This is a genomic window from Neolewinella marina, assembly GCF_002631205.1.
Taxonomy (GTDB): Bacteria; Bacteroidota; Bacteroidia; order Chitinophagales; family Saprospiraceae; genus Neolewinella; species Neolewinella marina.
Genome location: NZ_PDLO01000004.1, coordinates 301970 through 328607, shown reverse-complemented (window position 1 = coordinate 328607; position 26638 = coordinate 301970). Strand labels below are relative to the sequence as shown.

Below are 26638 nucleotides of genomic sequence, written 5' to 3'. Positions count from 1 at the left end.
GCACCCGCGTACCCGCCACCCCAAAAACCCCGCTATGGTCCTGCGCCTTTTCCTGTGTTGCCTGCTGTTTTCCGTCGCCCTGTCCGGACAGTCATCCGTGCAGCAGGTTGTGGATCGTTTTGCGGGAACGCAGGTGCTGGAGAACGCCCTGGTGGCCGTGGACGTCCGCCTTGTTGACGACGGGCGGCAACTCGCCTCCCACAATGCCCGCGTGGCCTGCATCCCGGCCTCCACCCAGAAGCTGATCACCACGGCGGCCGCCATGGACATCCTGGGGAGCGACTACCGCTTCGAGACCCGCCTCATCGCCTCGGGGCCCATTGAGGACGGGATACTGCGCGGCAACCTCTACATCGTCGGGGGCGGCGACCCCACCCTGGGCAGCAGCCGGATGGACGGGGCCGCTGAACTGGAAGAGGTGGTAGAAAGCTGGGCCCGGGCCATACGGGAGCGCGGCATCCGCCGCATCACGGGGGCGGTCATCGGCGACGGCAGCCGCTACGGTTCCGACGGCACCGGTAGGGGCTGGCCCTGGGCCGACCTGGGCAACTACTACGGCGCGGGAGCCTACGGCCTGAACCTGAACGAGAACAGCTACGAGCTCACCTTCACCCAGCGCCCCGACGAGGGCAGTACGCCGCCAGTGCTGCGCGTGGAACCCGCCGTCCCCGGCCTGAAATTCACGAATGAGCTTACCAGCGGCCCCCGGGGCAGCGGCGACCAGGCCTACATTTTCGGGGCCCCCTTCAACTACCACCACTTCATCCGGGGCAGCATTCCGGCGGGTACGGGCAGCTTCCGGATCCGCGGTTCCCTGCCCGACCCCGCCCTGCTGGCAGCCCAGATGCTCAACGACCGCCTGGAAGCGGTGGGCATCGTGGTGACCGGCCCTCCGGCTACCCACCTGACCGTCGGCGGCTACACCGTGGGGGAGATGCTGGACGAGCAACTTTCGCCTTACCTCAGTGAGATCGTCGACCGCACGAACATGAACAGCGTCAACCTCTACGCCGAGGGCCTGCTGCGGGAAATGAACAAGGCCAACGGACGGCCCCGCGAGGAGCTGGCCTCCACCGAGGTGGTCATGGACTGGCTGGAAAGCCGCGGCCTCGATACCCGGGGGGTGAACCTGCGCGACGGCAGCGGACTGGACCCCCGCAACTTCTTTTCCCCGGCCTTCATGACCGCCTTCCTGGTCGACCAGGCCGGGCAGGAGCGCTGGGTGGAGAGCATCCCCCTGGCCGGCCGCAGCGGCAGCATGCGCAACGTACTGCGCGGTACGGTAGCCGAAGGGCGGGTGAGGGGCAAGAGCGGCACGGTGAACGCCGTGCGTACCTACGCCGGTTACGTGGACCGCCCGGACGGTCGCCGCCTGGCCTACAGCGTAGCCGTGAACAACCACGACCTGCGCACCAGCGTGGTGAACCGCCTGATCTACGACCTGATGCGCGACCTCTGCACCGCCGGCCTGTAAGGTGGTGGTCCGTATCTTGGCCGCCGCCAGCTTTCGATACATGCGCCTTTCCCTTTTCCTGCTACTGTGTTTGATGGTTTCCTGCCAGGAGACGGAAGGGCCCACGCCCCCCACCGAGGACGTCTACGCCGCCCCCGGTGCCGGGGAGGACGACCGGGAGCGCCACGTATGGCAAAAGCCCGGGGTGGTGATCGAGGTGCTCGGCGACATCGAGGAGAAGGTGATCGCCGACATCGGGGCGGGGGAGGGCTTCTTTGCCCGCCGCCTGGCCCCCCTGGCCGTTCGCGTGATCGCCGTCGAGATCGACCAGCGCTGGATCGACTACCTGGACACGGTGCGGATGACCGAGCTGCCCGCCAACCTGCAGCCCCGGCTGGAACCCCGGCTGGCCCTGGCCGATGACCCCCTTCTGGCGGACAATGAGGTGGACATCGTCCTCTTCGTCAATACCCTCTACCTCATCGAAAACCAGGAGGACTACCTGCGCAAGCTCCTCCCCGCCCTGCGCCCCGGCGGTCGGGTGGTCATCGTGGACTGGAAACAGCAGGATACCGCCCTGGGCCCCGACCCCAGCGACCGCATCGGTCTGTCGACCCTGGCCGGCATGCTGGAATCCGCGGGCTTCCAGGTAATCTCCACCGACAATACGGCCCTCGACTACCAGTACATCATGGTAGCTGAGAAGAAATAATCAGGTTACTCGCTCCGGTCCAGCCACCGCAGCAGCAAGGGGATCAGCAGCAGGTCACTGATCAAGGCGCTGGCCAGGGTAAGGCTGATGAGCAGGCCGATGGTGACGCTGGGCGGACTGATGCTGAACAGCATGACCAGGAAGCCGAAGAAGAGGACGACCGAAGTAAGCACGATGGCCTTGCCCGTCTCCCGGAAGGTGAGGTGGATGGCCTCCGGGGCCGGTACGCCGCGCCGCCGCGCCAGCTTGTACTTGGACAGGAAGTGAATCGTATCGTCCACGGCGATGCCAAAGATGATGGCGAATACGATGCTCACGCCGGCCTCCAGCTCGATGCCCAGGAAGCCCAGCATGGCTCCGGCGATGAGGAGGGGCAGCAGGTTGGGGATCAGGCTGATCACCAGCATCCGCCAGTTGCGGAAGAGGAGCGCCATCAGCAGGCAGACGATCACGATGGCCAGGCCGAGCCCCTGCAGCAGGTTGCGGCGGATGTATTCGGCGTTCTTGTCGATGATGAGGCCGGTGCCCGTACTGCGCACCTCGATGCGGGAGGTATCCACGTTGGCGTTGATCCAGGCGTGGGTATTGTCCAGGAATACCTTGATGCTGTCGGCGCCGATGTCGTCGAGCCGGCTGGTGATGCGGGCCTTCTGCCGGTCGCGGCTCACCAGCAGGTTCAGGTTCACGGCGGGCACCCGCTCGGCCAGGGCGCGGTACTCCCGGTAGCGGGCCTCGGTGGCGGGCAGGGTATAGGCGTCGGGGCGGTTGTTGTTGAAGGCCTGGTTGATGCTGCGGTAGACGGCGGTGATGCTGGCGGTGCCCTGGACGAAGGGGAACTGGCGGACGTAGTCCTCGATCCGGCCAATGTCCTGCAGGTTGTCGAAGTCGGTCACCGCGCTGCTGTCACGCGTCAGGATGGCCAGCTCAAAGGGGCGGAAGCCACTCAGCTCCCGCTCGAAGAAGCGGAAGTCCTCGGTGACCTTCCGGTTCTTGGGCAGGGTGGACTCGATGCGGTAATTGGTGGTAATCAGGGAAATGCCCCAGAGGCAGAGGCCCACGACCACCACCGCGCCAATCTTGATGGCCGTGGCGTGGCGCTGGGTGAACTGGTAGGTCTTCTCCAGTAGTCGGTCCCAGAAGGCCTGCTGCCGCCCGAGCTTGACGATCTGGTCGACGGAGAGGTAGCTCAGCAGGGAGGTGGTGAAGAGGATGACGGTGAAGAAGGCGATCATGACCCCGAGGGCGGCGTTGAGCCCGAAGTCGCGGATGGGGTCGATGCGGCTCGTGAGCAGGGTAGCGAATCCCACCGCCGTGGTGAGGGAGGTGAGCAGGGTGGCCAGGCCGATCTCCTTGATGGCTACCCGGATCGCGGCTTCCTTGGGCAACCCCTTGCGCAGCTCGTCGATGTATTTCGACATGATGTGGATCACGTCGGAGGTGCCCACGATGATCATCAGCACCGGATAGAGGGCCGCGATGGCGTTGAGCTCCCGCCCGAGCAATCCCAGGGTGCCCATGAACAGCAGCAGTCCCAGGGCGATACTCACCAGGGCCACCGCGATGCCGAGGGGGCGGCGGAACAGCAGGAACATGACGAAGGAGACCAGCAGGCCGGAAATCAGGGCGGAGACGATCACTTCCCGGATCTGCATGGCCACCAGCTCCTTCTGGAAATAAGCGGGCCCCAGGTAGTGGTAGTCGGGGAAGTCGTAGGTGGCCACCAGGCTGTCGAGCCCCCGGATCAGGGCGCGGCTCTGATCCAGAGAGATAAGGCTGGGTGTTTTCAGTACGGTGACCAGGGCCGTACCGCGGCGGTTGATGAGGTTACCCACGAAGCGCTCGTCGGCCATGATGCGGGCGCTGTCGGCGGCGTAGCGCCCCGGATCGTCGAGGTGGATGGCCGGGATGGTGGTGACCACGAAGGGGGTCTTGATGGGGTATCCGAAGGAGGTGAGCGACTGGGCGGCCTCCACCCCCGGCAGTTCGCGGGCGGCGAGGCTGAAGTCGTGCACCTGGGCCAGGAAGCTGCTGTCGAAAACGGTGGGTTCCCGCTCCAGGGCTACGAGAAGAAAGTTGTCGTCTCCCTCAAACTCGTCGATGAACTCCAGGAAGAACTCCAGGTCCTCATCTCCCCGTGGGAAGAACTGCTGGAAGTCGAAGGTGAAGTTGAGGCGGAAGCAGCCGTAGACCGCCACCGCGGCGTATACGGCAAAGAAGATCAGGACCGGGAGGCGGTAGCGGCGCATGGGCGGAAGGGCTTCCCGTACTAAATCGCGCCGCCCCGGGATTGTTGGAGCTTCGGAGGTTAATCTTTAGCGCTTCCCGCCGCGGCCCCCCTTGCGGTCGGACTTGCCGCCGCCGGATTTGCCGGCGCGGGCCTTGCGCTTGTACACCAGGTGCATGCGGCTTTCCAGGGGATTGGCGGTATCCTCCGCATGGCGTTCGCGGTTCAGGTAGGTTTCCCGGGCGAGGAAGAGGGCCGCGAGGAAGGAATCCGGACTGGCCTGGTCCTGGCCCACCAGGTCGTAGGCGGTGCCGTGATCGGGGGAGGTACGGATGGCGGGGAGCCCGGCGGTGAAGTTCACGCCCTTGCCGAAACTGAGGGCCTTGAAGGGGACCAGCCCCTGGTCGTGGTACATGGCCAGGACGGCGTCAAACTTCCGGAACTTGCCGCTGCCGAAGAATCCATCGGCGGGGTAGGGGCCCAGGGCCATGATGCCGGCTTCCTTGGCCTGCTCTACGGCGGGGCGGACCACCTTGTCGTCTTCGGTGCCGATGCGCCCCTCGTCGCCCGCGTGGGGGTTGAGGGCCAGGACGCCGATCAGGGGCTTTTCGATGCCGAAGTCGGCCCGCAGGCTGGCGTCCATGATGTTGATCTTCTCCAGGATGCGGGCCTGGGTGACCTGGGTGGCCACCTGGGAGACGGGAATGTGATTGGTAACCACGCCTACGCGGAGGTCGTCGCTGACCAGGAACATCAGGCTTTCCTCCGCGCCGAGCCGCTGGGTGAGCATCTCGGTGTGGCCGGGGTAGGGGAAGTCGTCCTTGGGCATCACCGACTTGTTGATGGGGGCGGTGACCAGGGCGTCGAGCTTGCCCTCCTTCAGGTCGGCCACGGCGCGCTCCAGCGACCGGGCGGCGGCCCGCCCGCCGGCGGCGGTGGGCTGGCCGGGGGTGAGTTCTACCGCCTCCTCCCAGCAGGAAACCAGGCTGATGGTCCCGTCTTCGGCCGACTCCGGGTCGGTGATCGACTGGAGGGCGAAGTCGTCGTCCTCCGTCCGGTAGGCGGCAAAGACCGCTTCGGAGGCGTAAATCACGGGGGTTACCAGCTCCAGGATGCCGCGCCGGGTGAGGGCCTTGACGATCACCTCGGGGCCGATGCCGTTAACATCGCCAACCGTAATTCCAATGCGAAGGGGGTCCATGCGGTAGGGCTTGATTGTGCCACGAAGGTAGGATGCTTCCGCCCGGGAACGGTAAAGCATCCGTAAGTTTGTGCCGTGAAGCTCCTGCCCCCCATCCTGTTTCTGGTCGGACTGCTGGTTTCCGCCTGCGAGCCGGAGAAGGCCGTACGGGTGCAACTGACGCCGGAACAGCGCGACGCCTTCCAGGCCATCGCGGCGGCGCGGATCGACTCCCTGCGGCCGCTGCTCGACAGCCTTTGCCAACAGAGCTTCGAGGACCGGGTAGCCATCGCCACGGACAGCATCGTGCAGCGGCGGCTGGAGGAGGAAACCCGCCTGCGGGCACGCTTGCCCCAAATTACCGGCCAATGATCAGGTACCTGCCCCTGCTGCTGTGCCTCTGGCTGGCGGGCTGCCGTGAGGAAGCCATCAACCCCCGTGTCCTCATCGAGGAACGGGCCGCCGAGCAGGTCGCCGCGATCCGGGCCAACCTGCTGAGGGATTGCGAGCGGAAGGTACAGGAGGCGGCCACCGCCCGGGCGGACTCCCTGCTGCTGGACCGCGCCCGCAAGATGCGCCGCATTGCGGGGCGACCGCCGCGTCCCGGGCGACCGGGTGAACCACCCCCGCCTCAGCTGTCCAAACCGCTGCCGCTGCGCCCCCTGTTCCCCTTCGAAATCCGCTTTGATACCCTGCTGCGCGACAGCCTGCTGCAGGACAGCCTGCGCAGGGACAGTCTGCTGCAGGACAGCCTGCGAGTGATTGATCGGCTGGAATAGGTGGCTGGGCCTCCCGTTTTGGCCGTTAAAATAAATGTGGGGGACTTAGTGTAACTTATATACTTACAAAAGGAGAGAAATCACCGCTTTTCGTAAGCTAATTGTTGTCTCAAATCGGTGAAATCCCTATGTTTGCGCCATCGAAGGCGTTCGCCTCTCGTTTGATGAAGGCAAACTCAGGAATAGTTTTTTGAAAGTATTTTGAAGTCGGGGAGTTCCCCGGCTTTTTTTATGCCAGTACGTTGGCGGCGTAGCCGTAGTGGCGCACCCCTTCGGTTTCGTCGTGGCTGTCGTGTACGTCGGCCAGGAAGAAGGTTCCCTGTTCGTGCTCGGTGACGTTGTCGGGGAGGATGCAGCGGTGCAGTTTCTCGTAGGTATCGTAGTCGATTTCCTGTCGGTTGTTGAGGCGCAACTGCAGGTCGAAGCCGGCCGTCACTTCCCGCCAACCGGGCTGTACGGTGGCCCCGAATACCTTGGCCTTGGAGCCGCTGCCGTAGGCCAGTACCAGCAGGTCCTGGCCGCTGAGGTCCTCGTCCGAGTGGTGGGCGGCTTCCAGGATGGCCATCAGGCTCAGGAATACGCTGCCGGAGTAGAGGTTGCCGACGCGGGAGCTGGCCCAGTCGCCGGGGGCGAGGTGGGATTCCACGAACCGGCGGTAATCTTCGGTCTTGGTTACCGACCGCAGGAACTCCCCGCACTTGTTCAGGTATTGCTCGCGGTCCTCGTAGTCGTCGGCGCAGGGTACGTCGAGCTGGTTGCGTTCCGTGAAGGCTTCCCATTGGCGCTGCGCCTTAAGCTCCTCCATATAGATCTCGGAGAACATCCGCCGGGCCTGGTAGGCGTAGGGGAGGTGGAAGGCCAGGGCGGCGTATTCTTCGCTGAGGCGGCCGGGCTGCTGTCCGCGGCGGCGGCGGTAGTCCATCAATGCCTCGCGGATCCGGGCCTGGTAGGATTCGTTGCTGTAGGGGCCATCGAAGACGGGGGTGTCCTTGTGGATGGTCAGGAAGCGTTCGTTGCAATCGAGGACGCCGGTGGTGGTGGAGCCGTTGGTCAGCTTGTCTTCCAGCTCACCCAGGGAATAGTCTTCGGCGGAAAGGTCGGGGAGGAGGTCGATCACCTCCCGGATGATGTCCTGCTTGCTGACCTTGCGCTTGGGTTTGAAGAAGTCGTGGGTGGGGCGGGTGGCCACGCCGAAGTCGGGGTCGATGGCCAGCAGGCGGGGCGACTGGCGGACCAGCATGGCTACCGCGCCGGCGCCCTGGGTGTACTCGCCCGTACTGCCCATTTCGTACTTGGCCCGATCGCTGGCTACGACGATTCCGATGCGGTCTTCCCGGGCCGCCGTCCATTCCAGGCAATTCTGCAGGGCATCAACACCACCGATGCAGGCGAAGGTGAGGTCGACCACGTCGCAGTGCAGGAAACAGTTGGGGCCGTAGGCGTCGGCGAAGTGGTCGCTGAGCATTTCCAGCACGTAGGTGGCCGTCGGTTTGGCGCCGTCGAGGGCGCTCTCGGTGCCCAGGTAGATGCGACCCACGGTGCAGGGGTCCAGGTCATTCTTGTGCATCAGGTCCAGCACCGCGTTGGCGGCCATGGTGGCGGTATCCTCCCGGGCGTCGGCCAGGGCCATCTGCTCCAGGCCGAGTCCGTCTTTCAACTTACTATAGGGGATATTCCGCTTTTCCGCCAGCTTTTCGATCGGGAGGTAGAGCTGGGGGAGGTAGATGGAAAAGTCATCGATTCCGACGGTAGAGGAAATGGCCATAGTGTTGGGTTTGTCGCTACCGTATCAACCGCGCCCGACCGCTCATGGTTGATGCCTTACGCGTTTACCACCCTAATGAGGCACCTGGCAGCGGCGCAGGTATTCCAGCACCATGGCCGGTACGAGTTCGCCCACCAGGCTGTGGCCGCAGTCGCGGGTGGTGATCAGGCTGGAGCCGGCCCAGTTGCGGTGCATCTGCTCGGCGCCGCTGATGGGGGCCAGGTCGTCGCATTCGTCGTGGATGATCAGCCCCGGCACCTGCAGTTTCTTCACGTAGTTGACGAAGGAGATGTCGGTGAAGCTCATGTCGAGCTTGCGGCGGAACTGGTAGTCGATCCCCTGTTTGACCTTGTCGTGTACCCCGACGAAGGAGCAGAACTTGTCGATGAAGTGCTCCAGCTCCCCGGGTACGGCCAGGCTGACGAGCTGCCGGGGTTCGTACTTGTTCTCCATCTCGGCCAGGTAGAGGATGGCGGCCATGCCGCCGGCCGAGTGGGCGATCCAGTATTCGGGGGCAAAGTCGTGGTGCTCCAGGTAGGTGGCCAGGGCCTCGGCGTAGATCAGGGCGCTGAAGCGGCGGCCGCGGCTTTTGCCGTGGGCCGGGGCGTCGAAGGCGTAGATGGAGTAGTCGGCCTTGCGGAGGGGCTCGAAAAACTCGAACCAGCGGCCGGTATGGCTTTCCCAACCGTGGAGGAGGAGCACGCTGGGCCCCTTGCCGGGCCAGTGGAAACACTGGAGGGTATTGCCCTGGGCGTCGACGGTGTATTTTTTGGCCTGTTGCATGAAGGCGGTGCTCAGGGGCTCGTCGGCCGCCCGCCGGGGCTTGCTCAGCAGGTAGTAGCCGATGGCGCCGGCCTGGCGCCGCGACATGCGCGCCGTTCCGTTGAGGAGCCGGCGAATGCTACTGATGACGAACTTTTCTCTCCTGCCAGCCATGCGGTGGAATAGGGCTTTGAATGGACAAAACTAAAGTCCATTCCCGGAACTTGTAGTGCAAACGGGTCGTTATCTCCACTCTCAACCCCAGACGATGCTTTCCACCCTGCCCCGTATTGGTCGGCTGTACGTCCGTTCTTTCTCTGGATTGCCCCGCAAAGTCTGGCTTCTGTCCCTGGTCATGGTGGTCAATCGGAGCGGCGCCATGGTGGTCGCCTTTCTTTCGGTTTACCTGGTGAACTCCATGGGCTATACGGCTACCGACGCCGGCTGGGTGATGGGGGCCTTCGGCGTCGGTGGCATCGCCGGCAACTACCTGGGCGGACTGCTGAACGACCGCTACGGCTCCTGGCACATCATGGTGTTCAGCCTGATTATTGCCGGCCTGCTGCACATCCTCATCGGGCAGGTGACTTCCTTCTGGCCGCTCTGCGGCCTGGTCTTCCTGACTTCGCTGACCGCCGATGCCTTCCGCCCGGCGAACCGGGCGGCCATTGCCGTCTACGCCCCGCCGGAGCACCTGACGCAGTCGTACGGACTGCAGCGGCTGGCCGCCAACCTGGGCTTCTCGGTGGGGCCGGCCCTGGGTGGACTGCTCATCGCGACCTACGGCTACGAGAGCCTTTTCTGGGCCGACGGCATCACCTACTGGATGGCGGCCATCCTCTTTCTGGTGGCCTTGCCGGCCGACGAAACGGCCCGTCCCCTCCCTTCCCCGGCACCCGCGTCCGCGGCAGAAAAGGCCCCCCGCCCGGAAACGCGACCCGGCTACCGCCAACCGTGGCTGGTGCAGATGGTACTGGCCAATACCCTGGTGATCATGTGCTTCTTTCAGCTCTTCAGTACGGTGCCCGTCCACCTCACCGCCAACGGCTACACCGAGGGACAATTCGGACTGCTGCTCACGGTGAGCGGCGTGCTGATCGTGCTGGTGGAGATGCCGCTGGTGTACCTGGCCGACCGCCGCTACCGGCCGCTGTTCGTCATGCTCACCGGCAGCGCGCTCATCGCGGCGGGCTACTTCCTGCTGCCGGTGGCCGCGGTGGTGGGCTACGGTCTGCTGCTGGTGTGGATGGCCCTGATCACCTTCGGGGAGATCCTGCTGATGCCGTTCACGGGGACCTACGTGGCCAGGCACGCTCCGCCCTCCCGCCGCGGCGAATACCTCGGGCTGCTCTCGGCGAGCTACTCCCTGGCCTTCGTGCTCACGCCGGTACTGGGTTTCCAGCTGGCGGAATACTTCGGTTACGCCAGCTCGATCTATACCATTTCCGGACTGGGCGTGGGGGGACTGCTGATCCTGCTGACCGTCGACCGGGCCCGTGAGGCCCGCAACCGGGAGCTGGCCGCTAGGTGAGGGTGTCGATGACCGTCTTGAGGGTCACGAAGAAGGGCTCCCGCGCCTCGGGGGAAATGGCGTCGCCTTCCTCTTCGGAGAGGGTGAGGTCCTCGACGAAGGCCAGCAGCTCCTCCTCCTCGCTCTGCTCGAAGAAGGGGGTGAAGCGATCGCGGAGGGTGGCCCCCTTGCTGCCGGCCATGATCTCGTAGTTGCGTTCCTCGGCGGTGGCGATGGCGTCGCCGGTCACCTCGGGCAGTCCGGATTGCTCGTCGTCAATCGACTGGAAGATGACCAGGGCGGCGAAGAGCAGCAGCTCCCGTTCCCCTTCGGTGAAGGCCTCTACGTCCTCGTTGGTGAGGTACTCCATGAGCTCGGGCTGGCTCTCGGCAAAGTCCTGGATCTGTTGTTCGTACGCTTCGTCGCCGGATTCGAGGCGGTCGAGGGTACGGTTAATGGCGGCTTCGGAAATCATAGTCGGAATAGGGGGGATGGGGTGAAAGACGGTCAGGCCTTGCCGACGTGCTGCTTGACGAAGCCGAAGCGACCGCCGGCCTCGTCGATGATGAGGAAGCAGAAGCTGTCGGGCTTGTCCTTGTAGACGTTGCGGAACGGGTCGACCTTGTCGGGGGTCACCACCTGCTTGGCCACCAGTTCTTCCAGGGTGGTGAGGTTGATGGTCCAGACGAGGTCGCGGGGGGTGGGTACGTCCATCACGTAGATCCCGGGCAGGCTTTCCAGGTCTTCGCCGGCGTAGGCCACGAAGATGGGGTAGTTGCTCACCTTCTCGTCCACCACCGTGGTGGCGGCTTCGTGGAGGGGGGTGTGGTAGCGGGCAATGTCGGTCTGAAGCTGAACCCAGTGGGCGTCCGTTTGCATGGAGAGAAGTTTAGGGGGCCAGGCGTTCGCGCTGCCATTCCTCCGCTTCGGCGGGCCGGTGGTAGGCCAGTCGGTCGTGGAGGCGGCTGCTGCGGCCCTGCCAGAATTCGATCATTTCGGGGATCACGACGTAGCCCCCCCAGTGGTCGGGCTTGGGCAGGGTGTCGGTGTCCCGGTATTGTTCTTCGAGTTCCTGCCGCCGCCGTTCGAGGAAGTCGCGGTCGGGGATGACGTCGCTCTGGGGGCTGGCCCAGGCGCCGATCTGGCTCTTCTTGGGGCGGCTCTGGAAGTAGGCGGTGGCGGTGGCATCGTCGAGGCGTTCCACCCGGCCTTCGATGCGGACCTGCCGCTGGAGTTCCAGCCAGTTGAAGACGAGGGCCACGTGGGGGTGGGCGTCGATCTCCTGTCCCTTGCGGCTGTCGTAGTTGGTGTAGAAGACGAAGCCGCGCTCGTCCACTTCCTTGAGCAGCACCACCCGGGCGGCGGGGTGGCCCTGGGCGGTGACGGTGGCCACGACCATGGCGTTGGGTTCGGGGCAGTCGCTGTCCTGGGCTTCCCGGAACCAGCGGTCGAAGAGGGGGAAGGGCTGGTCGGGGGCGTCCTTTTCCAGCAGTTCGTCGGCCTGGTAGTCGACGCGGAGATTTTTGGCATCAATGGCCATAGGTAGGGGTATTTTTTACCGCAGATCGCGCGGCGGGTTTCCTGCACAACAGCCGGAGCCCGGAATCCGCGGGATCTGCGGTGAAAAAATCAGGCCGCGGCGCGCAGCACTTCCAGCATACCGCCTTCCAGCTTGGACTTGGCGTAAACGGTGTCGATGGTGTAGTGCTTCACGTCCTTGCGGCCGGGCAGGTCGAACATGGCGTCCGTCATGATGGCTTCACAGATGGAGCGCAGGCCGCGGGCGCCGAGTTCGTACTCGAGGGCCGTTTCGGCGATGTAGGCGATGACGTCGTCGGTGAAGGTTAGGTTGATCCCTTCCAGGCGGAAGAGGTGCTGGTACTGCCGCAGCAGGCTGTTGCGGGGCTCTACCAGGATGCGCTTCATGGCGTCGAGGTCGAGGGGGCGCAGGAAGGAGATGATGGGCAGGCGGCCGATGAGCTCGGGAATCATGCCGTAGCGCTTCACGTCGCGGTGGGTGATGTACTGCAGCATATCCTCCTCCTTGATCTGCCGCTTGTTGGCGTTGCCGTAGCCGATGACCTTGGTGTTGGTCCGCCGGGCGATGATCTTTTCGATGCCGTCGAAGGCGCCGCCGCAGATGAAGAGGATGTTCTGGGTGTTCACCTTGACGAGCTTCTGCTCCGGGTGCTTGCGGCCGCCCTGGGGGGGCACGTTCACGTCGGTGCCTTCGAGCATCTTCAGCATGGCCTGCTGGACGCCCTCGCCGCTCACGTCGCGGGTGATGCTGGGGTTGTCGCTCTTGCGGGCCACCTTGTCCATCTCGTCGATGTAGACGATGCCGTGCTCGGCGGCGGCCACGTTGTAGTCGCAGACCTGGAGGAGGCGCGACAGGATGCTTTCCACGTCCTCGCCTACGTAGCCGGCCTCGGTGAATACCGTGGCGTCGACGATGGCGAAGGGCACCTGCAGCAGCTTGGCGATGGTCTTGGCCAGCAGGGTCTTGCCGGTACCGGTGCGGCCTACGAGCAGGATGTTGCTCTTTTCGATCTGCACCTCATCGTCGGTGGTGGCGGGGTGCGACAGCCGCTTGTAGTGGTTATAGACGGCGACGGAGAGGATCTTCTTGGCTTCCTCCTGGCCGATCACGTACTTGTCCAGGTGCTCCTTGATCTGGCTGGGGATGATGTTCTTCGGAAGCTTGAACTCAAACTTGGGGGCCTTTACCTGGGGCTGGCTTTCCGGGGCTTCGGGGTTGACGCCGCCGTAGAGCTCCTCGGCGACAATCTCCTGGGCCTGCTCCACGCAGACTTCGCAGATGTGGGCGTCCAGCCCGGCCACGAGGACCAGGGCGTCGCTTTTGTCGCGGCCGCAGAAGGAACAGCGGAAATCTTGTCGTTTACCTCGCATCATGTAAGGGGGGATGTATAAGTAGGTGTATCGGTAAAAAAACGGCGGGCCGGAAGACATTGCGTCTGTTCGGCCCGCCGGGTGAGTTGATTGGTAGGGGAAAGGGGCGAGGGACTTATTTGGCTTCGCTCTTTTCCCGGTTCAGCACCTCGTCGACCAGGCCGTAGCTGACCGCTTCCGGAGCCGTCATCCAGTTGTCGCGGTCGCTGTCCTTTTCGATCTCTTCAAAGGTACGGCCCGTATGCTTGGCCAAGATAGTATAAAGCTCCTCACGCAGCTTCGAGATCAGCCGGTAGTTGATCTCCATGTCGGAGAACTGACCCTGCATGCCACCGCTGGGCTGGTGGATCATCACCCGGGCGTGGGGCAGGATGGACCTTTTGCCCTTCTCGCCGGCGGCCAGCAGGACGGATCCCATCGAGGCGGCCAGTCCGGTACAGATGGTGGCCACGTCGGGGGTGACGTACTGCATGGTGTCGTACATGCCCATGCCCGCGATGACGCTGCCGCCGGGGCTGTTGATGAACATCTGTACGTCGCGCTTCGGGTCAACGGACTCCAGGAACAGTAGCTGCGCCTGGACCACGTTGGCCACGTAATCAGTAACGGCCACGCCCATGAAGATGATGCGGTCCATCATCAGGCGGCTGAAGACGTCCAGGGCGGCAACGTTCATCTGCCGCTCCTCGATTACGTTGGGGGAGAAGCCCATCACCTGGGGGGTGGCCATGCCACCGATGGTCTGGGCGTACTTTTCCAGGTGCATGGTACTCATACCCATATGGCGGGTAGCGTACTTCATGAATTCATCCTGGGGGACTTGGGGAGTCATAGTATTCTGATTTTGTCGAAGGATTCTCCCCGTAAACGGTACCAGGGTCGCTAGGGTTGAGGGCCTATTCCTCCTCGGCGGAGGGCGGGGTGTTGGCTTCGTTGAATGCCTTGATCGTTTCGTTGAACTCCTCCACCGAGAGGGGCTGCTCGACCAGGCTGACGTCCTCGCGGATGGCGGCCATCACCTTCTTCTCCATGGCGTTGTTGCTCAGTTCCTCGCGCTGCTTCTCGTCCTTGAGCATGTTCTGGATGTAGTTGTCCAGGAACTCGTCGTTGAGGAAGGCGGGGCGCTGGCCACCCAGCATGCGCATCAGCGACTCCAGGGCCTCGGCGCGTACGTCTTCGTACTGCAGCTCGATTTCCTTCTCGGCGGCCACCTTGTTGCGGATCAGCATCCAGCGGACGCCGCGCTCGAAGAGCTCAAAGTTGGATTCGCTGTCGTCCTTGCTGAGTTTCTTCATCAGCTCCACGGGTACCTCGAAGTCGTTACCTTCCACGAGGGCGCGCTGGATTTCGAAGTTGGCCATCGAGACGCCCTGGGCGTTGAACCCCTTGGCATTCTCCTCGGCCAGCCGCTCGCGCAGCTGCTCCTCGTTGGTGACGTTGCCCTCGGGGTCGAACTGGATGAAGAACTCCTCATTCAGTTCGGCGGGGACCAGGCGGCTGATCTTGTTCACCGTGATGGTGAAGGTCTTGCCGCTGAGGTCCAGGTCCTTCTGCTCGTCGCTCAGTTCCAGCAGGTACTTGCGTACGTGACTGTCGCTGGCGTTGGACTCTACCTGGCTCAGGTCGTCGAGGGTGATGCTGGTGCCTACGGACTGGCCGATGAGCTGCTCCTTCACGCCGTCCTGGAGGTTGTCCACGTACAGCTTGGTGTCGTTGGTCAGCTCGCCGTCCACTTCCTGGATGGTTACGTCGAGGATGTCCTCGGCCTCAATGGGGCCTTCCTCGATCTCCTTGGTTTCGCCCCGCTGCTTGCGCAGGTTGCTGACCAGCTCGTCGACGAACTCCTCGTTGGTGTCGAGCACGTACTTGGTGAACGACTGCTCGGGCAGCTGCAGCTCGAATTCGGGCTCCAGGCCGAGGTCGTACGACAGACGCAGGTCCTTGATGTTGTTGGCGCTGATCTGCTCCACTTCCTCGCTTTCGTCGGGCAGGGGGCTGAAGATCAACTTCAGGTCATTCTCCTCGATGTATCCGAACAGCTCCTCCTGGATGCTGCGGTCGAGCAGGGGGCCAAAGACCTGGTTGCCCATCAGCTTGCGGAGGGCCGAAATGGGGGTCTTGCCTTTGCGGAATCCTTTAATGTTGACCCGCTTGCTTTCCTTTTTCAGCTCTTCATTGAGCTTCTTACTCAATTCTTCCTTGGGGAAAAAGAGTTGGATGCGACCCGTGACCGGCCCGGTCTTCTCGTACGTTACTTCAGCCATTTGCTTATACTTTAAAAGAAAGGCCTACCGGGGGGCAGGCCGTCAATCGCGCCAGGAGGCGGAATGATGTGCGGGTGAAAGGACTCGAACCTTCACGCCTTGCGGCACTAGATCCTAAATCTAGCGTGTATACCAATTTCACCACACCCGCAAAAACGACCGCAAAGGTAAGCAGTTGAGATTTAATGCGCAATAGGGATAAAAATCCTGGATCGCGCCGCGCGGGGGGTGGGCAGCCGGGGCTAGCCGGGCATGGAGTAGACGAAACGCTCGTCGACGATCTTGCCGTCCTTCACCTGGTAGACACAAATTTCGTGCTCCTGGCTGCGGGTGCCGTCGCTCTTGGTCACGTCGATGCCCATGCCGACGGTGAAGAAGTGCTGGTAGACCAGCGGCTCGGTCACGGTAAGCTCGTGAATCTCCCGGTGCATCTGGTCAAAGGCCTCGCTCTTGGCGATGAGGTTTTCCAGGCCGGATACCGTTCCGTCGGGCACCCCGGGCATCTCGTGGCTGCTGGCGTTCTGGGCGAAAAGTTCGCGGTAGGCCTGGGTGGACTGGCGGTTACGGCTGAGCTCTACGAGGCGGTCGGCGATCTGCTGGATGGTCATGGCGGTAGTGTGTTTGGTGAGTGGATGGACCAGGTAAAATAGGCCGTGAGCCGTTTAAAAGCAAATATTTTAAAACGGAAAATAAACAACATTTTCTCCCCTGAGGCTCCGGCGCCCGCCCACCTTACCTTTGCGGCATGTCCGAAGCCATTGATACGTTCTGGTCCGCCGCCGGCCGCGCCCTCCACGCCGGCCGCCTCGCGAAGCTCACCCTGAGCAAGCCCCGCCGCAAGGATCCCGCCACCCCGCGTAACCTCTACGCCCGCCCCGTGGAGCTGAAGGGGGAGACCGTCCTGCAGGTCACCCACCGCTACGCCGACCGGGAGGAGGCCAAGAACTACGCCCCCGAGGCCGGCCTGGCCTACCTGACCGACCAACTGGCCACCACCTACTACAACGGCGACCTCTTCACCCTCGACGAGCAGCTCTCCCTGCTGCAGAGCCGCAAGGGTAACGCCCGGCTGCGGGGGGAGCCCGCCCGCCACGAAACGCCGGTACTGGCGCACAACCGACAAAAGTACCGCGACATCCCCGCCGACCGCCCCTACCTCCACGCCCTGGGCATCACCACGGCGGACGGGCAGGTGACCGCCGCCGGCCGGCGCAAGTACAAGCAGATCAACAAGTTCGTCGAGATCGTCGACAACCTCGTCCACCACCACCCCCTGCCCGCCGGTGCCCACCTCGTCGATATGGGCTCGGGCAGCGGCTACCTCACCTTCGTCCTCTACGACCACCTGACCAACACCCTGGGCCTGGAAGTCAACGTAACCGGCGTGGAACTGCGGCCCGCCCTGGTGGAGAAGGGGCGGCAGATCGCGGCCGAGAATGGTTTCGACCGGCTGAACTTCGTGGAGGGGTACATCGACAGCTACCACCCCGACCGCCTCGACGTCCTCATCGCCCTCCACGCCTGCGATACGGCCACCGACGACGCCCTCTTCCGGGGCATCACCGCCGGGGCCGAGATCATGATCGTGGCCCCCTGCTGCCAGAAGCAGGTGCGCCGCGATATGGAGGTACCCGACGACCTGCGCCCCCTGCTCGACAGCGGCATCATGCTCGAACGGCAGGCCGCCATGCTTACCGACGGGTTGCGGGCCCTCTACCTCCAGGGCCGGGGCTACGCCACCAGGATCTTCGAGTTCATCCCGCTGGAGCATACCGCCAAGAACGTGATGATCACCGCCGTGAAGTCCGAAGGGCAGGCGGGCGGCGGCGCGCGGGTGCAATGGGAAGCGCTGAAGCAGCGCTTCGGGGTGAAGCGCCACTACCTGGAAGAGCTGCTCAAAGGGTAGGCGGGCCTCCACCGGGAAACTCCCCCCGCATTGTACCTTCGCGACATGCCAGTCAGCCGCCACTACTTCTGGGTCCTGCTCCTGCTGTGGGGATTCTCCGCCACCGCCCAGCAGTCGACGAACCGCACCGTCAACGCCCGGGCGGAGCTGGCGCGCAAGGAGATCGTGATCGGCGACCAGATCAACCTGACGGTGAACGTATCGGCCCCGCCGGGCACCACCGTATTCCCCGTCGCGACCACCCTCATCGACGGCCTGCCCGCCGCGGAAGTGATCCGTGACGGTGGGCTGCAGACCCTGGCCGAAACCCCGGAACTGCTGCTGGAGCAGCGCTTCCTGATCACCAGCTTCGATACGGGGCAGGTGGCCATCCCGCCGCTGCCCGTCTACTTCGAGACGCCGGCCGGCCGCCGGGATACGGTCTACACCACCGACCTGCTGCTGACCGTGCGCGGCGCCATCGTCGCGGCCGAAGACGACATCCTGCCCATCAAGCCCATCATCGAGGAACCGCGGAACCTCTGGGATTTCTGGTGGCTGTTCGCCCTGCTGGCCGCCGCCGGACTCTTCTTCGGGATCCGGGCCTACCGCCGCCGCCAACCCGCCCTGGCACCCGCGGCCCCGCCCCCGCCGCCCGCCCACGTGCGCGCCCTGGAAGCCCTGGATGAACTGGAACGGCAACAGCTGTGGCAAGCGGGACGGACCGACCGCTACTACGTGGAACTGACCCATATCCTGCGCGCCTACCTGGAAGAACGCTTCGGCGTACCCGCCCTGGAAATGACGACGCGGCAGATCACCTCCGCCCTGGACCGCCGGGAGGAACTGGACCGCGAGCGTGCCGGGGAACTCAACGAACTGCTGCAACTCTCGGACCTCGTCAAGTTCGCCAAGGCCACCCCCGCCGCGGAGCTTCACCCCCGCAGCCTGGACCGGGTACGCACCTTCATCGTAGCCACCCAGCCCCGGCCGGAAACGGAGGAGGAAGCCGTGGCCTCACCCCCCAAACCGCAGGTGTAATGGGCTGGTGGAACCAATTTACCTTCGTCTACCCCTGGCTGCTGCCCTTCGCGGCGGTGCCGGTACTGCTGTACCTCTGGAACCAGAAGCGCGGCGGCGAACGCCTGGTGAGCCTGCGGCTGCCGAGTACCCGCTCGGTGGACGGACTGAGCAGCTGGCGCAGTACCCTGCGCCCCTTCCTGCCCCTGCTGCGGGTGGCGGCCCTGGTGCTGATGATCGTGGCCCTGGCCCGGCCGCGGCTGGACCTGAGCGAGGAATCGGTGACCGCCGAGGGCATCGACATCGTGCTGACCATGGACCTCTCCACCAGTATGGGCGCCCAGGACTTCGACCCCAACCGCCTGGAAGTGGCCAAGCAGGTGGCCCGCGACTTCGTGAGCCGGCGAGAGTACGACCGCATCGGACTGGTGGCCTACGCCGGGGAGGCCTACACCAAAGCACCACTGACGGTCGACAAGGAAATCATCGACCGCTTCATCAGCGAACTCGAGATGGGCGAGATCACGGACGGAACGGCCATCGGTCTCGGCCTGGAAACGGCCATCAACCGCCTGAAAGACAGCGAGGCCGCCTCCAAGATCATCATCCTGCTCACCGACGGGGAGAACAACGCCGGCGACCGCCACAAGCCAGAAGTGGCCGCCGAGATCGCCCGGCAGTTCGGCATCCGGGTGTACACCATCGGGGTGGGCAGCGGGGAGGAAACCCTAATGCCCTCGGCGCCCATCGGCGGGGGGCGCTACCGCTTCAAACCCACCCGGGGCACGGTGGACGACGAGCTGCTGGCCTACATCGCCGAGGAGACCAACGGCCGCTACTTCCGGGCCCGGGACACCGAGGAGCTGGAGTCGATCTACGCCTACATCGACGAGCTGGAGAAGACGGAAATCGAAACGACGGTCTTCCGCCGCTATGAGGAACAGTTCGCCCGCTTCCTCTGGCTCGGATTCGGACTGCTGCTGCTGGAAACCCTGCTGCGGTATACCGTGTTAAGGACGATCCCCTAAGTCCTCACGCATGACCTCATCCTCCCTCCCTTCCCCCTCCGGTGGCGGTCGCCGCGCCGCCGCCCGCCGGCAACTGGCCGCAGTGTACGACCTGATGTACATCGAGGGCAAGCCCGGCTACGAGCAGGTGTCCTTCGATGAGCGGCTGTTCAAGGCCCTCAGTGAACTGCTCGAATTGCTGCCGGAGGAAGGCGTCACCGAGCTGCTCTTCCGCCTCAGCGAGGGGGTGCCCGCCCTGAAGGTCGCCGAACTGTACAACGTGCTGATTTGGTCGGCCGACTCCCGCGGGGCCATCGACGCCGAGGAGATCCAGGAGTGGTTCTACAGCCGGCAGCGCCGCCGCATCGAGATCGCCTGTCAGGTCGACCTCTTCCCGAGCAACAGTATGGACGAAAGCGAGCGGGTGATCAAATTGCTCCTGGAGCGCTTCCCCGACCTCCAGCACCTGCTGCGCCCCCTGGCCAAGGAGATCAAGGCCCAGGTTAAGGAGGAGAAAGCCTGGTCGGACTACCGCCGCGACACCTTCGAGATGCCGAAGGAGATGACCCCGGACATCATGAAGATCATCAAGGACATCAAACTGCGGTAGGCCGCCCGCCGGTCCTTACCTTGGGCCACGGTAATTTTTTTCCAATCCCGCCTATGTTCCGCGTAGAACACCCCGATTACTTCTGGCTGCTGCTTCTGGTGCCGATCGTGCTGATCGTTTTCGTCTGGTACTGGCGGCAGCGGCGCGCGGCCCTGGACCGCTTCGCCGACCGGGAACTCATCCCCTTCCTGGCGCCGGGGGTGAACCGGCGGTTGCCGTGGACGAAGTTTGGCCTGCTCGTCCTGAGCCTGCCCCTGTTGGTGGTGGCCCTGGCCAACCCCCAGTGGTCGGCCCAGCGGGAAGAGATCCAGCGGCGGGGCATCGACCTGATCGTGGCCCTCGACATCAGCAACTCGATGCGGGCCGAGGACGTGAAGCCGAGCCGCATGGAGCGGGCGCGCTTCTTCACCAATACCCTGGTGGATGAACTGACGGGGAACAACATCGGGGTGGAGCTCTTCACCTGCACGGCCGTCATGGCCGCTCCCCTGACCACCGACTACGCCTTCGTGAAGAGCGTGGTGAGCACCGCCGCCCCCTACCAGCTCAGCGCCCAGGGCACTAACCTGGCCGAGGCCATCACCACCGCCGAGGCGGCCTTCGATGAGGAAAGTGCCAACCACCGCGCCCTCATCATCGTCTCCGACGGGGAGGATCACGCCGGAGAGGCCGCCGCCGCGGCCGCCCGGGCCCACGACGCTGGTCTGCTGGTGTATACGGTAGGCGTCGGGCAGTCCGACGGCACCCTGATGCCCATCCAGCTCAACAACGGGCGCAACGATTACATCCGCGAGGCGGGCGGCGGTCCGGCCACCACCAGTGCCGACCCATCCACCCTCCAGGAAATTGCCCGGAGTGGCGGCGGTGCCTACTTCGCCCTCGGGGGCGACAGCGAGAACCTGGCCCAGGCCCTCCGCGCCCAGGTCGACCGCATCGAGAAGCAGGAATTCGAGACCCAGGAGTTCAGCACCTACGACAGCTACTTCTACTGGTTCCTGGCCCCGGCGGTGCTGCTGCTGTTGCTGGATATGGGGATCGGGCAGTATGCTGCTGCCGACCGGCGGTAGTACGATGCTGCCTCCGGCAGCGGCAGTACAATGCTGCCTCCCGGCAGCGCAAGAAAAAGGCTGCCTCCGGCAGCGCTGCATCAAGCTGTTCGACCCTCTTGCATTAGCCGATCCAGCGCGGCCGGAGGCCGCATTCTGCTTGCGCGGTCTGAGACCGCGTTGTACTGCCGCGGTCTGAGACCGCTTGTTACTGTTGCGGTCTGAGACCGCGTTGTACCAGTTGCCGCACCACCCGCCAGTAATTCGCGTGCTCTAGCCGCAGCACCCGTTCGGCGATCTTTTCCGGCGTGTCGTCGGCGTCGAGGCGGACGGCGGCCTGGTAGATGATGTTGCCCTCGTCGTAGTTCTCGTTGACGTAGTGGATGGTGATGCCGCTTTCGGTTTCGCCGGCCGCCTTGACGGCTGCGTGGACGTGGTGGCCGTACATGCCCTTGCCACCGTATTGGGGGAGGAGGGCGGGATGGATGTTGACGATGCGGTTCGGGTAGGCCTGCACGAGGTAGGCGGGGATGAGCCAGAGGAATCCGGCCAGGACGATGAAGTCGACCGAATAGGCTTCCAGGGCCTCGAGCAGCTCGGTGCCCGCCGTCCACTCGCTTCGCTTTACGACCAGACTGGGCACCCCGCGCTCCGCCGCCACGGTAAGGGCGCCGGCGGTAGCCTTGTTGCTCACGAGCAGTACGACCTCGACGCCGTCTTCCGGGTGGGCCTGGAAGCGGTCGATCATTACCCGGGCGTTCGATCCGCCGCCGCTGACGAAAATGGCAATGCGTGTGCTCATGGGTGCAAGTACGGGAATTGGCGGCGAATGCGCCTACGCCACCGCCCGGATCCGGCTGGCCGTGTACACCGCCACCACACTCATGACGATGGTGAAGTAGCCCAGCAGTTCGTAGTGCTGCAGCTTGCCGTCGGGCCCTTCGGTGATGATGAATCCGGCCACCACGCTGCTGAAAAAGAGGGCCATCTCGTTCACCGACTGGCGGATGCTCATGAAGCCGCCGCGGTTTTCGGGCCGTACCACGCTGGTGACCATGGTGGTGGCGGGTACGTTGCGGCCGCTGGCCACGACGAAGAAAGAGCTGGTGACGAGCAGGGCTACGGGGATGGAGTTGGTGTCGAGGTTCGTCAGGGCGTAGATGCTGAACAGGGCCAGGAAGGAGGAGGCGGTGAATACCTGCATGCGCCCGAAGCGGTCGGCCAGTCGCCCGAACAGCGGCAGCAGCACCACGGTGAGCCCCCCGCCGATGAGGTAGATGAGGCTGACCTGCTTGTCGGCGAAGCCCACGTTGATCTGCATGTAGGGCGCGATGAAGGGGATGATGGTGAAGTGGCCCAGCATGAGGGTGAGGGTGAAGAGGAGGGCGGCCCGCTGGTTGGGGTTGGAGAAGATGGCCCGGAAGGGGGCGGCGATCTTGCTGCCCACCGAACGCGGCTGCAGCAGCTGGGCTTCCGGTTCCCGGCTCACCTCGTCGAGGGCTTCATCGGCCACCACCGTTTCCCGCCGCAGGTGGCCCCGCATGGGCGGTACGAAGAAGAAGGCCACGGTAACGAAGATGGCCGCCAGGGCCGCCGTGGCGTAGAAAGGGGCGTGCCAGCTGTACTCCGCCGCGATCCAGATGCCGGCGGGTACGCCGACCACGGAGGCGGCGCTGAAGGCCGTCATGACCCAGCCCATGGCCGAGGCGCGGCGGGCCAGTGGAATGACGTCGCCCACGATGGCCAGCACCAGGGCACCCAGGGTGCCGCCGAAGAGGCCGGTACCGAAGCGGGCCGCCAGCAAAAAGCCGTAGGTGGGCGCGAAGGCGCAGGCCAGGGTGCCGGCCGTGAAGCAGGTGAAGAGAAACAGCAGGGCGGTGCGGCGGTCGAAGCGGTCGATCACCACGGTGCTCACCAGGTTGCCGGCGAAGGCGGCCAGGGCGTAGGCCGATACCACCCAGGCGAACTGTCCGGGGGTGATGTCGAAAGCCTGCATGATCGTCTTGCCCAGCGGCATGATGATCATGAAGTCGATGATGTGGCAGAACTGTACCGTAGCGAGGATTAGGAGCAGCCGTTTCTCGTTGATCATTCGCGCCGGCTTTGGCAGATTTCCACGAGGACGCCGTTGGTGCTTTTGGGGTGGAGGAAGCAGACGAGCTTGTTGTCAGCCCCCGGGGTGGGAACCTCCTGCAGCAGCTCGAAGCCGTCCCGCCGCAGCCGCCGCATCTCCGCGTGGATATCGTCCACCTCAAAGGCCAGGTGGTGGATGCCGGGGCCGCGCTTGTCGAGGTACTTCTGGATGGGCCCCGTGGCGCCCTCGGGGGCGACGAGCTCCAGCTTGGCTTCCCCCGCTCCGCCCCGGTAGAAACTGGTGGTTACCGACTGTTCGGCTACGGTTTCCCGCTTGTAAGAACCCCGGCCGAGCAGTTTTTCCAGTAGGGCTTCACTTTCTTCGAGGTTGCTCACGGCGATGCCAATGTGCTCTAGTCGCATGTCTTTCGGGGTTATGCAGCAGTAACGCACGGGCGGGGGGAAGGTTAGGGTGGGGGCTGGTCCAAGGATTTTTGGTTGGACGACTAAGTGGTCCAATGGAAACTGGTCGGACGACTTAAGTGGTCCGACCGGTTAGTGGTCGGACCACTAGGCCGCAAATCGTAAATAAGCCCCCCGGAAAGCAGGCCCAAACTGCGCCAAGCCTGCGGCCGGCCGTATTTTGCGGGAGCACACCAACGCCACCGCCACCATGTCCACTCCCTTCAAGCCGACGGGCTACAACAGCTTCTCCCCCTACCACGTCGTGAAGGGCGCGGACGCCTACATCGATTTCCTGGAGCGGGTGTTCGGTGCGGAGCGGCTGCGCCGCTACACCCACGAGGGGCGGGTGGTCCACGCCGAGGTGCGGCTGGACGACTCCGTGCTCATGCTCGCGGAGGCTACCGAGCAGTTCCCGCCGAACCAGCCCCTGAGCCACCTTTACGTTTCCGACGTAGACCGCCTCTACGCCAAGGCCCTGGCCGCGGGTTGTACCGCCATCGACGCTCCCCGGGAACGCCCCGGCGACCCCGACCGGCGGGGTGCATTTACTGATCCTTTTGGGAACAGCTGGTCCGTAGCCACCCAGACGGAAAGCGATACCACAAGCTAAACCACCATGATGGTCACCGACGAAACCACTGCTATCCGAACGGAACTCGGGAACCTGCGCACCGCCGCCGCCCGCCTGAACCGCCTGCCCGCCGACCGCCTCAACGGCTGCCTCCACCGGCTGGCCGAGCTGACCGAGGCGCATATGGAAGACCTCCTGACGGCCAACGCCCGCGACCTGGACCGGATGGACCCCGCCAACCCGAAGTACGACCGCCTGCTGCTGAACGAAGAGCGGCTGCGGGCAATCGCCGCCGATCTGCGCCGGGTAGCGGCCCTCCCTTCCCCCGTGGGCCGGGTACTCGAAAACCGGGAATTGGCCAACGGCCTCCAGCTGAGCCGCGTAAGCGTACCGATCGGGGTGGTGGGCATCGTGTTCGAATCGCGGCCCAACGTCACCTTCGACGTCTTCGCCCTCAACCTGAAGGCCGGCAACGCCACCGTGCTGAAGGGCAGCCGCGACGCGGCCGACAGCAACCGGGCCATCAAGGAGCTCATCGACCGGGCCCTGGCCGACACCGGCCTGCCCCTGGCCTGCTACCTGGCCCCGGCCGAACGGGAAGCCCTACAACCGATCCTGACCGCCGACGGGCTGGTCGACGTGATCATCCCCCGGGGCAGCCAGGGACTGATCGACCACGTGCGGGCCAACGCCACCGTACCCGTCATCGAAACCGGCGCCGGCATCTGCCACGCCTACGTGGACGCCAACGCCAATCCGGACTGGGCCCGGGCCATCATTACCAACGCCAAGGCCCGCCGGGTGAGCGTCTGCAACGCCCTCGACTGCCTGCTGATCCACCGCCAGCAACTGGACCGCCTGCCCGAACTGCTGGAAACCCTTGGAAGCGAACACCAGTGTGAGGTGTACGCCGATACTGAAGCCCACGCGGCCCTCACGGGTCATTATCCGGCCGAGCTCCTGAAGCACGCCAACGAGGATTCCTTCGGCACGGAGTTCCTGCGGATGGCCCTGTCGGTGAAGACCGTGGCCGACATCGACGCGGCCATCGACCACGTGGAACGCCACGGCAGCCGCCACAGCGAGACCATCATCGGCGACGACGAGGTGAACCAGGAGCGTTACCTGCGGGAAGTGGACGCCGCGGTGGTCTACGTGAACAGCAGCACCGCCTTCACTGATGGCGGACAGTTTGAGTTGGGGGCCGAGATCGGCATCAGTACCCAGAAACTCCACGCCCGTGGCCCTATGGGGCTGGAGGCCCTGACGAGCTACAAGTGGCTGGTCAGGGGGAGCGGACAGGTGCGGTAACGGCCGTCGGCCGCCGGATGTGTAAATTGCAACGGTATGCCTTCCAGCCCCCTCACCCGCCTCACCCTGTCGAATACCGCGCTGGACCTGCGGCTCGCCCTGGTGTTGCTGGTCATCATCGTGGTGATCGGTACCGGAGGGCTGATGCTGATCGAGGGGTACACCGCCCTGGAGGCCTTCTACATGACCGTGATCACCATCTCCACGGTGGGCTTCGGGGAGGTGAGGCCGCTGTCGGACGGCGGGCGGGTATTCGTTTCCGCCCTGGTGATCGTCAATATCGGGGTGGTGGGCTACGTGTTGGCCGCTTTCTCTTACTTTGTATTTGACGGAAGACTCTTTGAAACCATGCAGTACAACCGGGTGAAGGCGAAAATCGGCAAACTGGAGGGCCACACCATCGTCTGCGGGTACGGCAAGTACGGGCAGGAGATCGTGAACCACCTGCGGCAGCACAACCACCCTTACGTGGTCATCGAAGAGGAGGGGGAGAAGTTGCAGCCCCTGCTGGAGGCCGACGACCAGACGCTCTACGTGGTGGGCGACGCCACCCACGACGATACCCTCTTCGCGGCCGGGATCGAGCGGGCCAGCTCCCTCATCACGGCGCTGAACGACGACAGCGACAACCTCTTCATCGTCCTTTCCTCCAAGGACCTCAACCCCCGCCTCCGCATCGTGAGCCGCGCCAAGGAAGCGCGGGCGCGGCAGAAGATGATCAAGGCCGGCGCCACCCACGTCATTATGCCCGAGCAGATCGGGGGCTTTTACATGGCCACCCTGATCTCGAAGCCCGGCGCCATCGAGTTTTTCAGCTTCATCACGAACGAGCTGTCGGGCGACATCGGCTTCGAGGAACTGAGGTACGACCAGTTGCCGGAGCGCTACCGGGGCAAGCCGATCGCCGACCTCCACCTGCGGGCCAACACCGGGGTCAACATCATCGGCCACCGGCTCGGCAGCGGCAAATACCTGGTGAATCCCGGGCCGGACACCATTCTGGAACCGAACGCCAGCTTCATTGTGGTGGGCAACCCCGAGCAGATCGGGGCCCTGCGCCGGGTCTGCGAGCTGAGCTAGCCGTCTGCGGA

General features: G+C 64.3%; 27 protein-coding genes and 1 tRNA gene. 13 read left to right on the top strand and 15 right to left on the bottom strand.

Going from position 1 to position 26638, the window contains the following annotated elements; all coding sequences use genetic code 11:
• Nucleotides 1-34: 34 nt before the first annotated feature.
• Together dacB and CGL56_RS11785 are read left to right on the top strand one after the other, a co-directional pair.
• On the top strand, nucleotides 35-1474 hold the full coding sequence (gene dacB / locus CGL56_RS11790; protein WP_099106758.1) for a D-alanyl-D-alanine carboxypeptidase/D-alanyl-D-alanine endopeptidase: 1440 nt from the start codon (nucleotides 35-37) through the stop codon (nucleotides 1472-1474).
• Nucleotides 1475-1514: 40 nt separating this feature from the next.
• Nucleotides 1515-2165 carry a class I SAM-dependent methyltransferase gene (locus CGL56_RS11785; RefSeq protein ID WP_099106757.1) on the top strand — a complete coding sequence of 217 codons (651 nt, stop codon included), beginning with the start codon at nucleotides 1515-1517 and terminating at the stop codon, nucleotides 2163-2165.
• Between the two features lie 5 nt (nucleotides 2166-2170).
• On the opposite strand, the gene CGL56_RS11780 is transcribed toward CGL56_RS11785, so the two are convergent.
• Nucleotides 2171-4411 (bottom strand): efflux RND transporter permease subunit, encoded by a 2241-nt coding sequence (locus CGL56_RS11780; protein WP_099106756.1) that lies wholly within the window; start codon nucleotides 4409-4411, stop codon nucleotides 2171-2173.
• 66 nt (nucleotides 4412-4477) lie between these two features.
• On the bottom strand, nucleotides 4478-5650 hold the full coding sequence (gene pdxA, locus CGL56_RS11775) for a 4-hydroxythreonine-4-phosphate dehydrogenase PdxA (RefSeq protein ID WP_245184257.1): 1173 nt from the start codon (nucleotides 5648-5650) through the stop codon (nucleotides 4478-4480).
• A gap of 15 nt (nucleotides 5651-5665) precedes the next feature.
• Between pdxA and CGL56_RS11770 the strand changes: the two genes are divergently transcribed.
• Entirely contained in the window at nucleotides 5666-5941 is a 276-nt protein-coding gene (locus tag CGL56_RS11770; protein ID WP_099106754.1) for a hypothetical protein, read from the top strand.
• Complete coding sequence (locus CGL56_RS11765) at nucleotides 5938-6348, top strand: hypothetical protein (protein WP_099106753.1); 411 nt, start codon at nucleotides 5938-5940, stop codon at nucleotides 6346-6348. The genes CGL56_RS11770 and CGL56_RS11765 overlap by 4 nt, the downstream gene beginning before the upstream one ends.
• A gap of 229 nt (nucleotides 6349-6577) precedes the next feature.
• On the opposite strand, the gene CGL56_RS11760 is transcribed toward CGL56_RS11765, so the two are convergent.
• Both CGL56_RS11760 and CGL56_RS11755 read right to left on the bottom strand, forming a co-directional pair.
• Entirely contained in the window at nucleotides 6578-8113 is a 1536-nt protein-coding gene (locus tag CGL56_RS11760; RefSeq protein WP_099106752.1) for a hydroxymethylglutaryl-CoA synthase family protein, read from the bottom strand.
• Nucleotides 8114-8185: 72 nt separating this feature from the next.
• Entirely contained in the window at nucleotides 8186-9049 is an 864-nt protein-coding gene (locus tag CGL56_RS11755) for an alpha/beta fold hydrolase (protein ID WP_099106751.1), read from the bottom strand.
• A 94-nt stretch (nucleotides 9050-9143) separates the two neighbouring features.
• On the opposite strand from CGL56_RS11755, the gene CGL56_RS11750 reads away from it, so the two are divergent.
• Nucleotides 9144-10406, top strand: coding sequence for an MFS transporter (locus tag CGL56_RS11750; protein ID WP_099106750.1), 1263 nt, complete (start codon nucleotides 9144-9146; stop codon nucleotides 10404-10406).
• Here the strand turns inward: CGL56_RS11750 and CGL56_RS11745 are convergent.
• From CGL56_RS11745 to CGL56_RS11710, 8 genes are all read right to left on the bottom strand, one after another.
• Complete coding sequence (locus CGL56_RS11745; protein WP_099106749.1) at nucleotides 10399-10860, bottom strand: hypothetical protein; 462 nt, start codon at nucleotides 10858-10860, stop codon at nucleotides 10399-10401. The genes CGL56_RS11750 and CGL56_RS11745 overlap by 8 nt on opposite strands.
• 32 nt (nucleotides 10861-10892) lie before the next feature.
• A complete protein-coding gene (locus CGL56_RS11740) occupies nucleotides 10893-11264 on the bottom strand; it encodes a hypothetical protein (RefSeq protein ID WP_099106748.1) in 372 nt (123 codons plus the stop codon).
• Between the two features lie 10 nt (nucleotides 11265-11274).
• Nucleotides 11275-11925, bottom strand: a complete 651-nt coding sequence (pdxH, locus tag CGL56_RS11735) for a pyridoxamine 5'-phosphate oxidase (protein WP_099106747.1) — start codon at nucleotides 11923-11925, stop codon at nucleotides 11275-11277.
• 89 nt (nucleotides 11926-12014) lie between these two features.
• Complete coding sequence (gene clpX, locus CGL56_RS11730; RefSeq protein WP_099106865.1) at nucleotides 12015-13295, bottom strand: ATP-dependent Clp protease ATP-binding subunit ClpX; 1281 nt, start codon at nucleotides 13293-13295, stop codon at nucleotides 12015-12017.
• Between the two features lie 115 nt (nucleotides 13296-13410).
• Nucleotides 13411-14127: a ClpP family protease gene (locus CGL56_RS11725; protein ID WP_099106746.1), complete on the bottom strand. Its 717-nt coding sequence runs from the start codon at nucleotides 14125-14127 to the stop codon at nucleotides 13411-13413.
• Nucleotides 14128-14191: 64 nt separating this feature from the next.
• A complete protein-coding gene (locus CGL56_RS11720; RefSeq protein WP_099106745.1) occupies nucleotides 14192-15559 on the bottom strand; it encodes a trigger factor in 1368 nt (455 codons plus the stop codon).
• 69 nt (nucleotides 15560-15628) lie between these two features.
• Nucleotides 15629-15710 (bottom strand) — tRNA-Leu (locus tag CGL56_RS11715).
• A 91-nt stretch (nucleotides 15711-15801) separates the two neighbouring features.
• Nucleotides 15802-16167 (bottom strand): SnoaL-like domain-containing protein, encoded by a 366-nt coding sequence (locus CGL56_RS11710; protein ID WP_099106744.1) that lies wholly within the window; start codon nucleotides 16165-16167, stop codon nucleotides 15802-15804.
• 137 nt (nucleotides 16168-16304) lie between these two features.
• Here CGL56_RS11710 and CGL56_RS11705 point away from each other — a divergent pair, with 137 nt between their 5' ends.
• Genes CGL56_RS11705 through CGL56_RS11685 form a run of 5 tightly spaced genes read left to right on the top strand, consistent with a single transcriptional unit; the run spans nucleotide 16305 to nucleotide 21148 of the window.
• Nucleotides 16305-17465, top strand: a complete 1161-nt coding sequence (locus CGL56_RS11705; RefSeq protein ID WP_099106743.1) for a class I SAM-dependent methyltransferase — start codon at nucleotides 16305-16307, stop codon at nucleotides 17463-17465.
• A 45-nt stretch (nucleotides 17466-17510) separates the two neighbouring features.
• Nucleotides 17511-18485 carry a hypothetical protein gene (locus tag CGL56_RS11700; RefSeq protein ID WP_099106742.1) on the top strand — a complete coding sequence of 325 codons (975 nt, stop codon included), beginning with the start codon at nucleotides 17511-17513 and terminating at the stop codon, nucleotides 18483-18485.
• Nucleotides 18485-19492 (top strand): vWA domain-containing protein, encoded by a 1008-nt coding sequence (locus CGL56_RS11695; protein WP_099106741.1) that lies wholly within the window; start codon nucleotides 18485-18487, stop codon nucleotides 19490-19492. Before CGL56_RS11700 ends, CGL56_RS11695 begins: the two co-directional genes overlap by 1 nt.
• 10 nt (nucleotides 19493-19502) lie before the next feature.
• Entirely contained in the window at nucleotides 19503-20081 is a 579-nt protein-coding gene (locus CGL56_RS11690) for a hypothetical protein (protein WP_099106740.1), read from the top strand.
• 53 nt (nucleotides 20082-20134) lie between these two features.
• On the top strand, nucleotides 20135-21148 hold the full coding sequence (locus tag CGL56_RS11685; protein WP_099106739.1) for a VWA domain-containing protein: 1014 nt from the start codon (nucleotides 20135-20137) through the stop codon (nucleotides 21146-21148).
• A 187-nt stretch (nucleotides 21149-21335) separates the two neighbouring features.
• On the opposite strand, the gene purN is transcribed toward CGL56_RS11685, so the two are convergent.
• The 3 genes from purN to mce are packed head-to-tail and all read right to left on the bottom strand — an operon-like array spanning nucleotide 21336 to nucleotide 23623.
• A complete protein-coding gene (gene purN, locus CGL56_RS11680) occupies nucleotides 21336-21929 on the bottom strand; it encodes a phosphoribosylglycinamide formyltransferase (protein WP_099106738.1) in 594 nt (197 codons plus the stop codon).
• 33 nt (nucleotides 21930-21962) lie between these two features.
• The gene (locus CGL56_RS11675; protein ID WP_209280384.1) at nucleotides 21963-23219 is read right to left on the bottom strand and encodes an MFS transporter; all 1257 of its coding nucleotides are present in this window, start codon (nucleotides 23217-23219) and stop codon (nucleotides 21963-21965) included.
• The gene (gene mce, locus CGL56_RS11670) at nucleotides 23216-23623 is read right to left on the bottom strand and encodes a methylmalonyl-CoA epimerase (RefSeq protein ID WP_099106737.1); all 408 of its coding nucleotides are present in this window, start codon (nucleotides 23621-23623) and stop codon (nucleotides 23216-23218) included. The genes CGL56_RS11675 and mce overlap by 4 nt, the downstream gene beginning before the upstream one ends.
• Nucleotides 23624-23873: 250 nt before the next feature.
• Between mce and CGL56_RS11665 the strand changes: the two genes are divergently transcribed.
• Genes CGL56_RS11665 through CGL56_RS11655 form a run of 3 tightly spaced genes read left to right on the top strand, consistent with a single transcriptional unit; the run spans nucleotide 23874 to nucleotide 26627 of the window.
• Nucleotides 23874-24275 carry a VOC family protein gene (locus tag CGL56_RS11665; protein WP_099106736.1) on the top strand — a complete coding sequence of 134 codons (402 nt, stop codon included), beginning with the start codon at nucleotides 23874-23876 and terminating at the stop codon, nucleotides 24273-24275.
• 6 nt (nucleotides 24276-24281) lie between these two features.
• The gene (locus tag CGL56_RS11660) at nucleotides 24282-25547 is read left to right on the top strand and encodes a glutamate-5-semialdehyde dehydrogenase (protein ID WP_099106735.1); all 1266 of its coding nucleotides are present in this window, start codon (nucleotides 24282-24284) and stop codon (nucleotides 25545-25547) included.
• A gap of 36 nt (nucleotides 25548-25583) precedes the next feature.
• A complete protein-coding gene (locus CGL56_RS11655) occupies nucleotides 25584-26627 on the top strand; it encodes a potassium channel family protein (protein ID WP_099106734.1) in 1044 nt (347 codons plus the stop codon).
• The last annotated feature ends 11 nt before the right edge of the window (nucleotides 26628-26638 follow it).

Excerpts from the sequence above, each read along its gene's own strand:
- dacB (WP_099106758.1), top strand. The coding sequence starts at position 35 with ATGGTCCTGCGCCTTTTCCTGTGTTGCCTGCTGTTTTCCGTCGCCCTG.
- CGL56_RS11785 (WP_099106757.1), top strand. The coding sequence starts at position 1,515 with ATGCGCCTTTCCCTTTTCCTGCTACTGTGTTTGATGGTTTCCTGCCAG.
- CGL56_RS11780 (WP_099106756.1), bottom strand. The coding sequence starts at position 4,411 with ATGCGCCGCTACCGCCTCCCGGTCCTGATCTTCTTTGCCGTATACGCC.
- pdxA (WP_245184257.1), bottom strand. The coding sequence starts at position 5,650 with ATGCTTTACCGTTCCCGGGCGGAAGCATCCTACCTTCGTGGCACAATC.
- CGL56_RS11765 (WP_099106753.1), top strand. The coding sequence starts at position 5,938 with ATGATCAGGTACCTGCCCCTGCTGCTGTGCCTCTGGCTGGCGGGCTGC.
- CGL56_RS11760 (WP_099106752.1), bottom strand. The coding sequence starts at position 8,113 with ATGGCCATTTCCTCTACCGTCGGAATCGATGACTTTTCCATCTACCTC.
- CGL56_RS11755 (WP_099106751.1), bottom strand. The coding sequence starts at position 9,049 with ATGGCTGGCAGGAGAGAAAAGTTCGTCATCAGTAGCATTCGCCGGCTC.
- CGL56_RS11750 (WP_099106750.1), top strand. The coding sequence starts at position 9,144 with ATGCTTTCCACCCTGCCCCGTATTGGTCGGCTGTACGTCCGTTCTTTC.
- CGL56_RS11745 (WP_099106749.1), bottom strand. The coding sequence starts at position 10,860 with ATGATTTCCGAAGCCGCCATTAACCGTACCCTCGACCGCCTCGAATCC.
- CGL56_RS11740 (WP_099106748.1), bottom strand. The coding sequence starts at position 11,264 with ATGCAAACGGACGCCCACTGGGTTCAGCTTCAGACCGACATTGCCCGC.
- pdxH (WP_099106747.1), bottom strand. The coding sequence starts at position 11,925 with ATGGCCATTGATGCCAAAAATCTCCGCGTCGACTACCAGGCCGACGAA.
- clpX (WP_099106865.1), bottom strand. The coding sequence starts at position 13,295 with ATGCGAGGTAAACGACAAGATTTCCGCTGTTCCTTCTGCGGCCGCGAC.
- CGL56_RS11725 (WP_099106746.1), bottom strand. The coding sequence starts at position 14,127 with ATGACTCCCCAAGTCCCCCAGGATGAATTCATGAAGTACGCTACCCGC.
- CGL56_RS11720 (WP_099106745.1), bottom strand. The coding sequence starts at position 15,559 with ATGGCTGAAGTAACGTACGAGAAGACCGGGCCGGTCACGGGTCGCATC.
- CGL56_RS11710 (WP_099106744.1), bottom strand. The coding sequence starts at position 16,167 with ATGACCATCCAGCAGATCGCCGACCGCCTCGTAGAGCTCAGCCGTAAC.
- CGL56_RS11705 (WP_099106743.1), top strand. The coding sequence starts at position 16,305 with ATGTCCGAAGCCATTGATACGTTCTGGTCCGCCGCCGGCCGCGCCCTC.
- CGL56_RS11700 (WP_099106742.1), top strand. The coding sequence starts at position 17,511 with ATGCCAGTCAGCCGCCACTACTTCTGGGTCCTGCTCCTGCTGTGGGGA.
- CGL56_RS11695 (WP_099106741.1), top strand. The coding sequence starts at position 18,485 with ATGGGCTGGTGGAACCAATTTACCTTCGTCTACCCCTGGCTGCTGCCC.
- CGL56_RS11690 (WP_099106740.1), top strand. The coding sequence starts at position 19,503 with ATGACCTCATCCTCCCTCCCTTCCCCCTCCGGTGGCGGTCGCCGCGCC.
- CGL56_RS11685 (WP_099106739.1), top strand. The coding sequence starts at position 20,135 with ATGTTCCGCGTAGAACACCCCGATTACTTCTGGCTGCTGCTTCTGGTG.
- purN (WP_099106738.1), bottom strand. The coding sequence starts at position 21,929 with ATGAGCACACGCATTGCCATTTTCGTCAGCGGCGGCGGATCGAACGCC.
- CGL56_RS11675 (WP_209280384.1), bottom strand. The coding sequence starts at position 23,219 with ATGATCAACGAGAAACGGCTGCTCCTAATCCTCGCTACGGTACAGTTC.
- mce (WP_099106737.1), bottom strand. The coding sequence starts at position 23,623 with ATGCGACTAGAGCACATTGGCATCGCCGTGAGCAACCTCGAAGAAAGT.
- CGL56_RS11665 (WP_099106736.1), top strand. The coding sequence starts at position 23,874 with ATGTCCACTCCCTTCAAGCCGACGGGCTACAACAGCTTCTCCCCCTAC.
- CGL56_RS11660 (WP_099106735.1), top strand. The coding sequence starts at position 24,282 with ATGATGGTCACCGACGAAACCACTGCTATCCGAACGGAACTCGGGAAC.
- CGL56_RS11655 (WP_099106734.1), top strand. The coding sequence starts at position 25,584 with ATGCCTTCCAGCCCCCTCACCCGCCTCACCCTGTCGAATACCGCGCTG.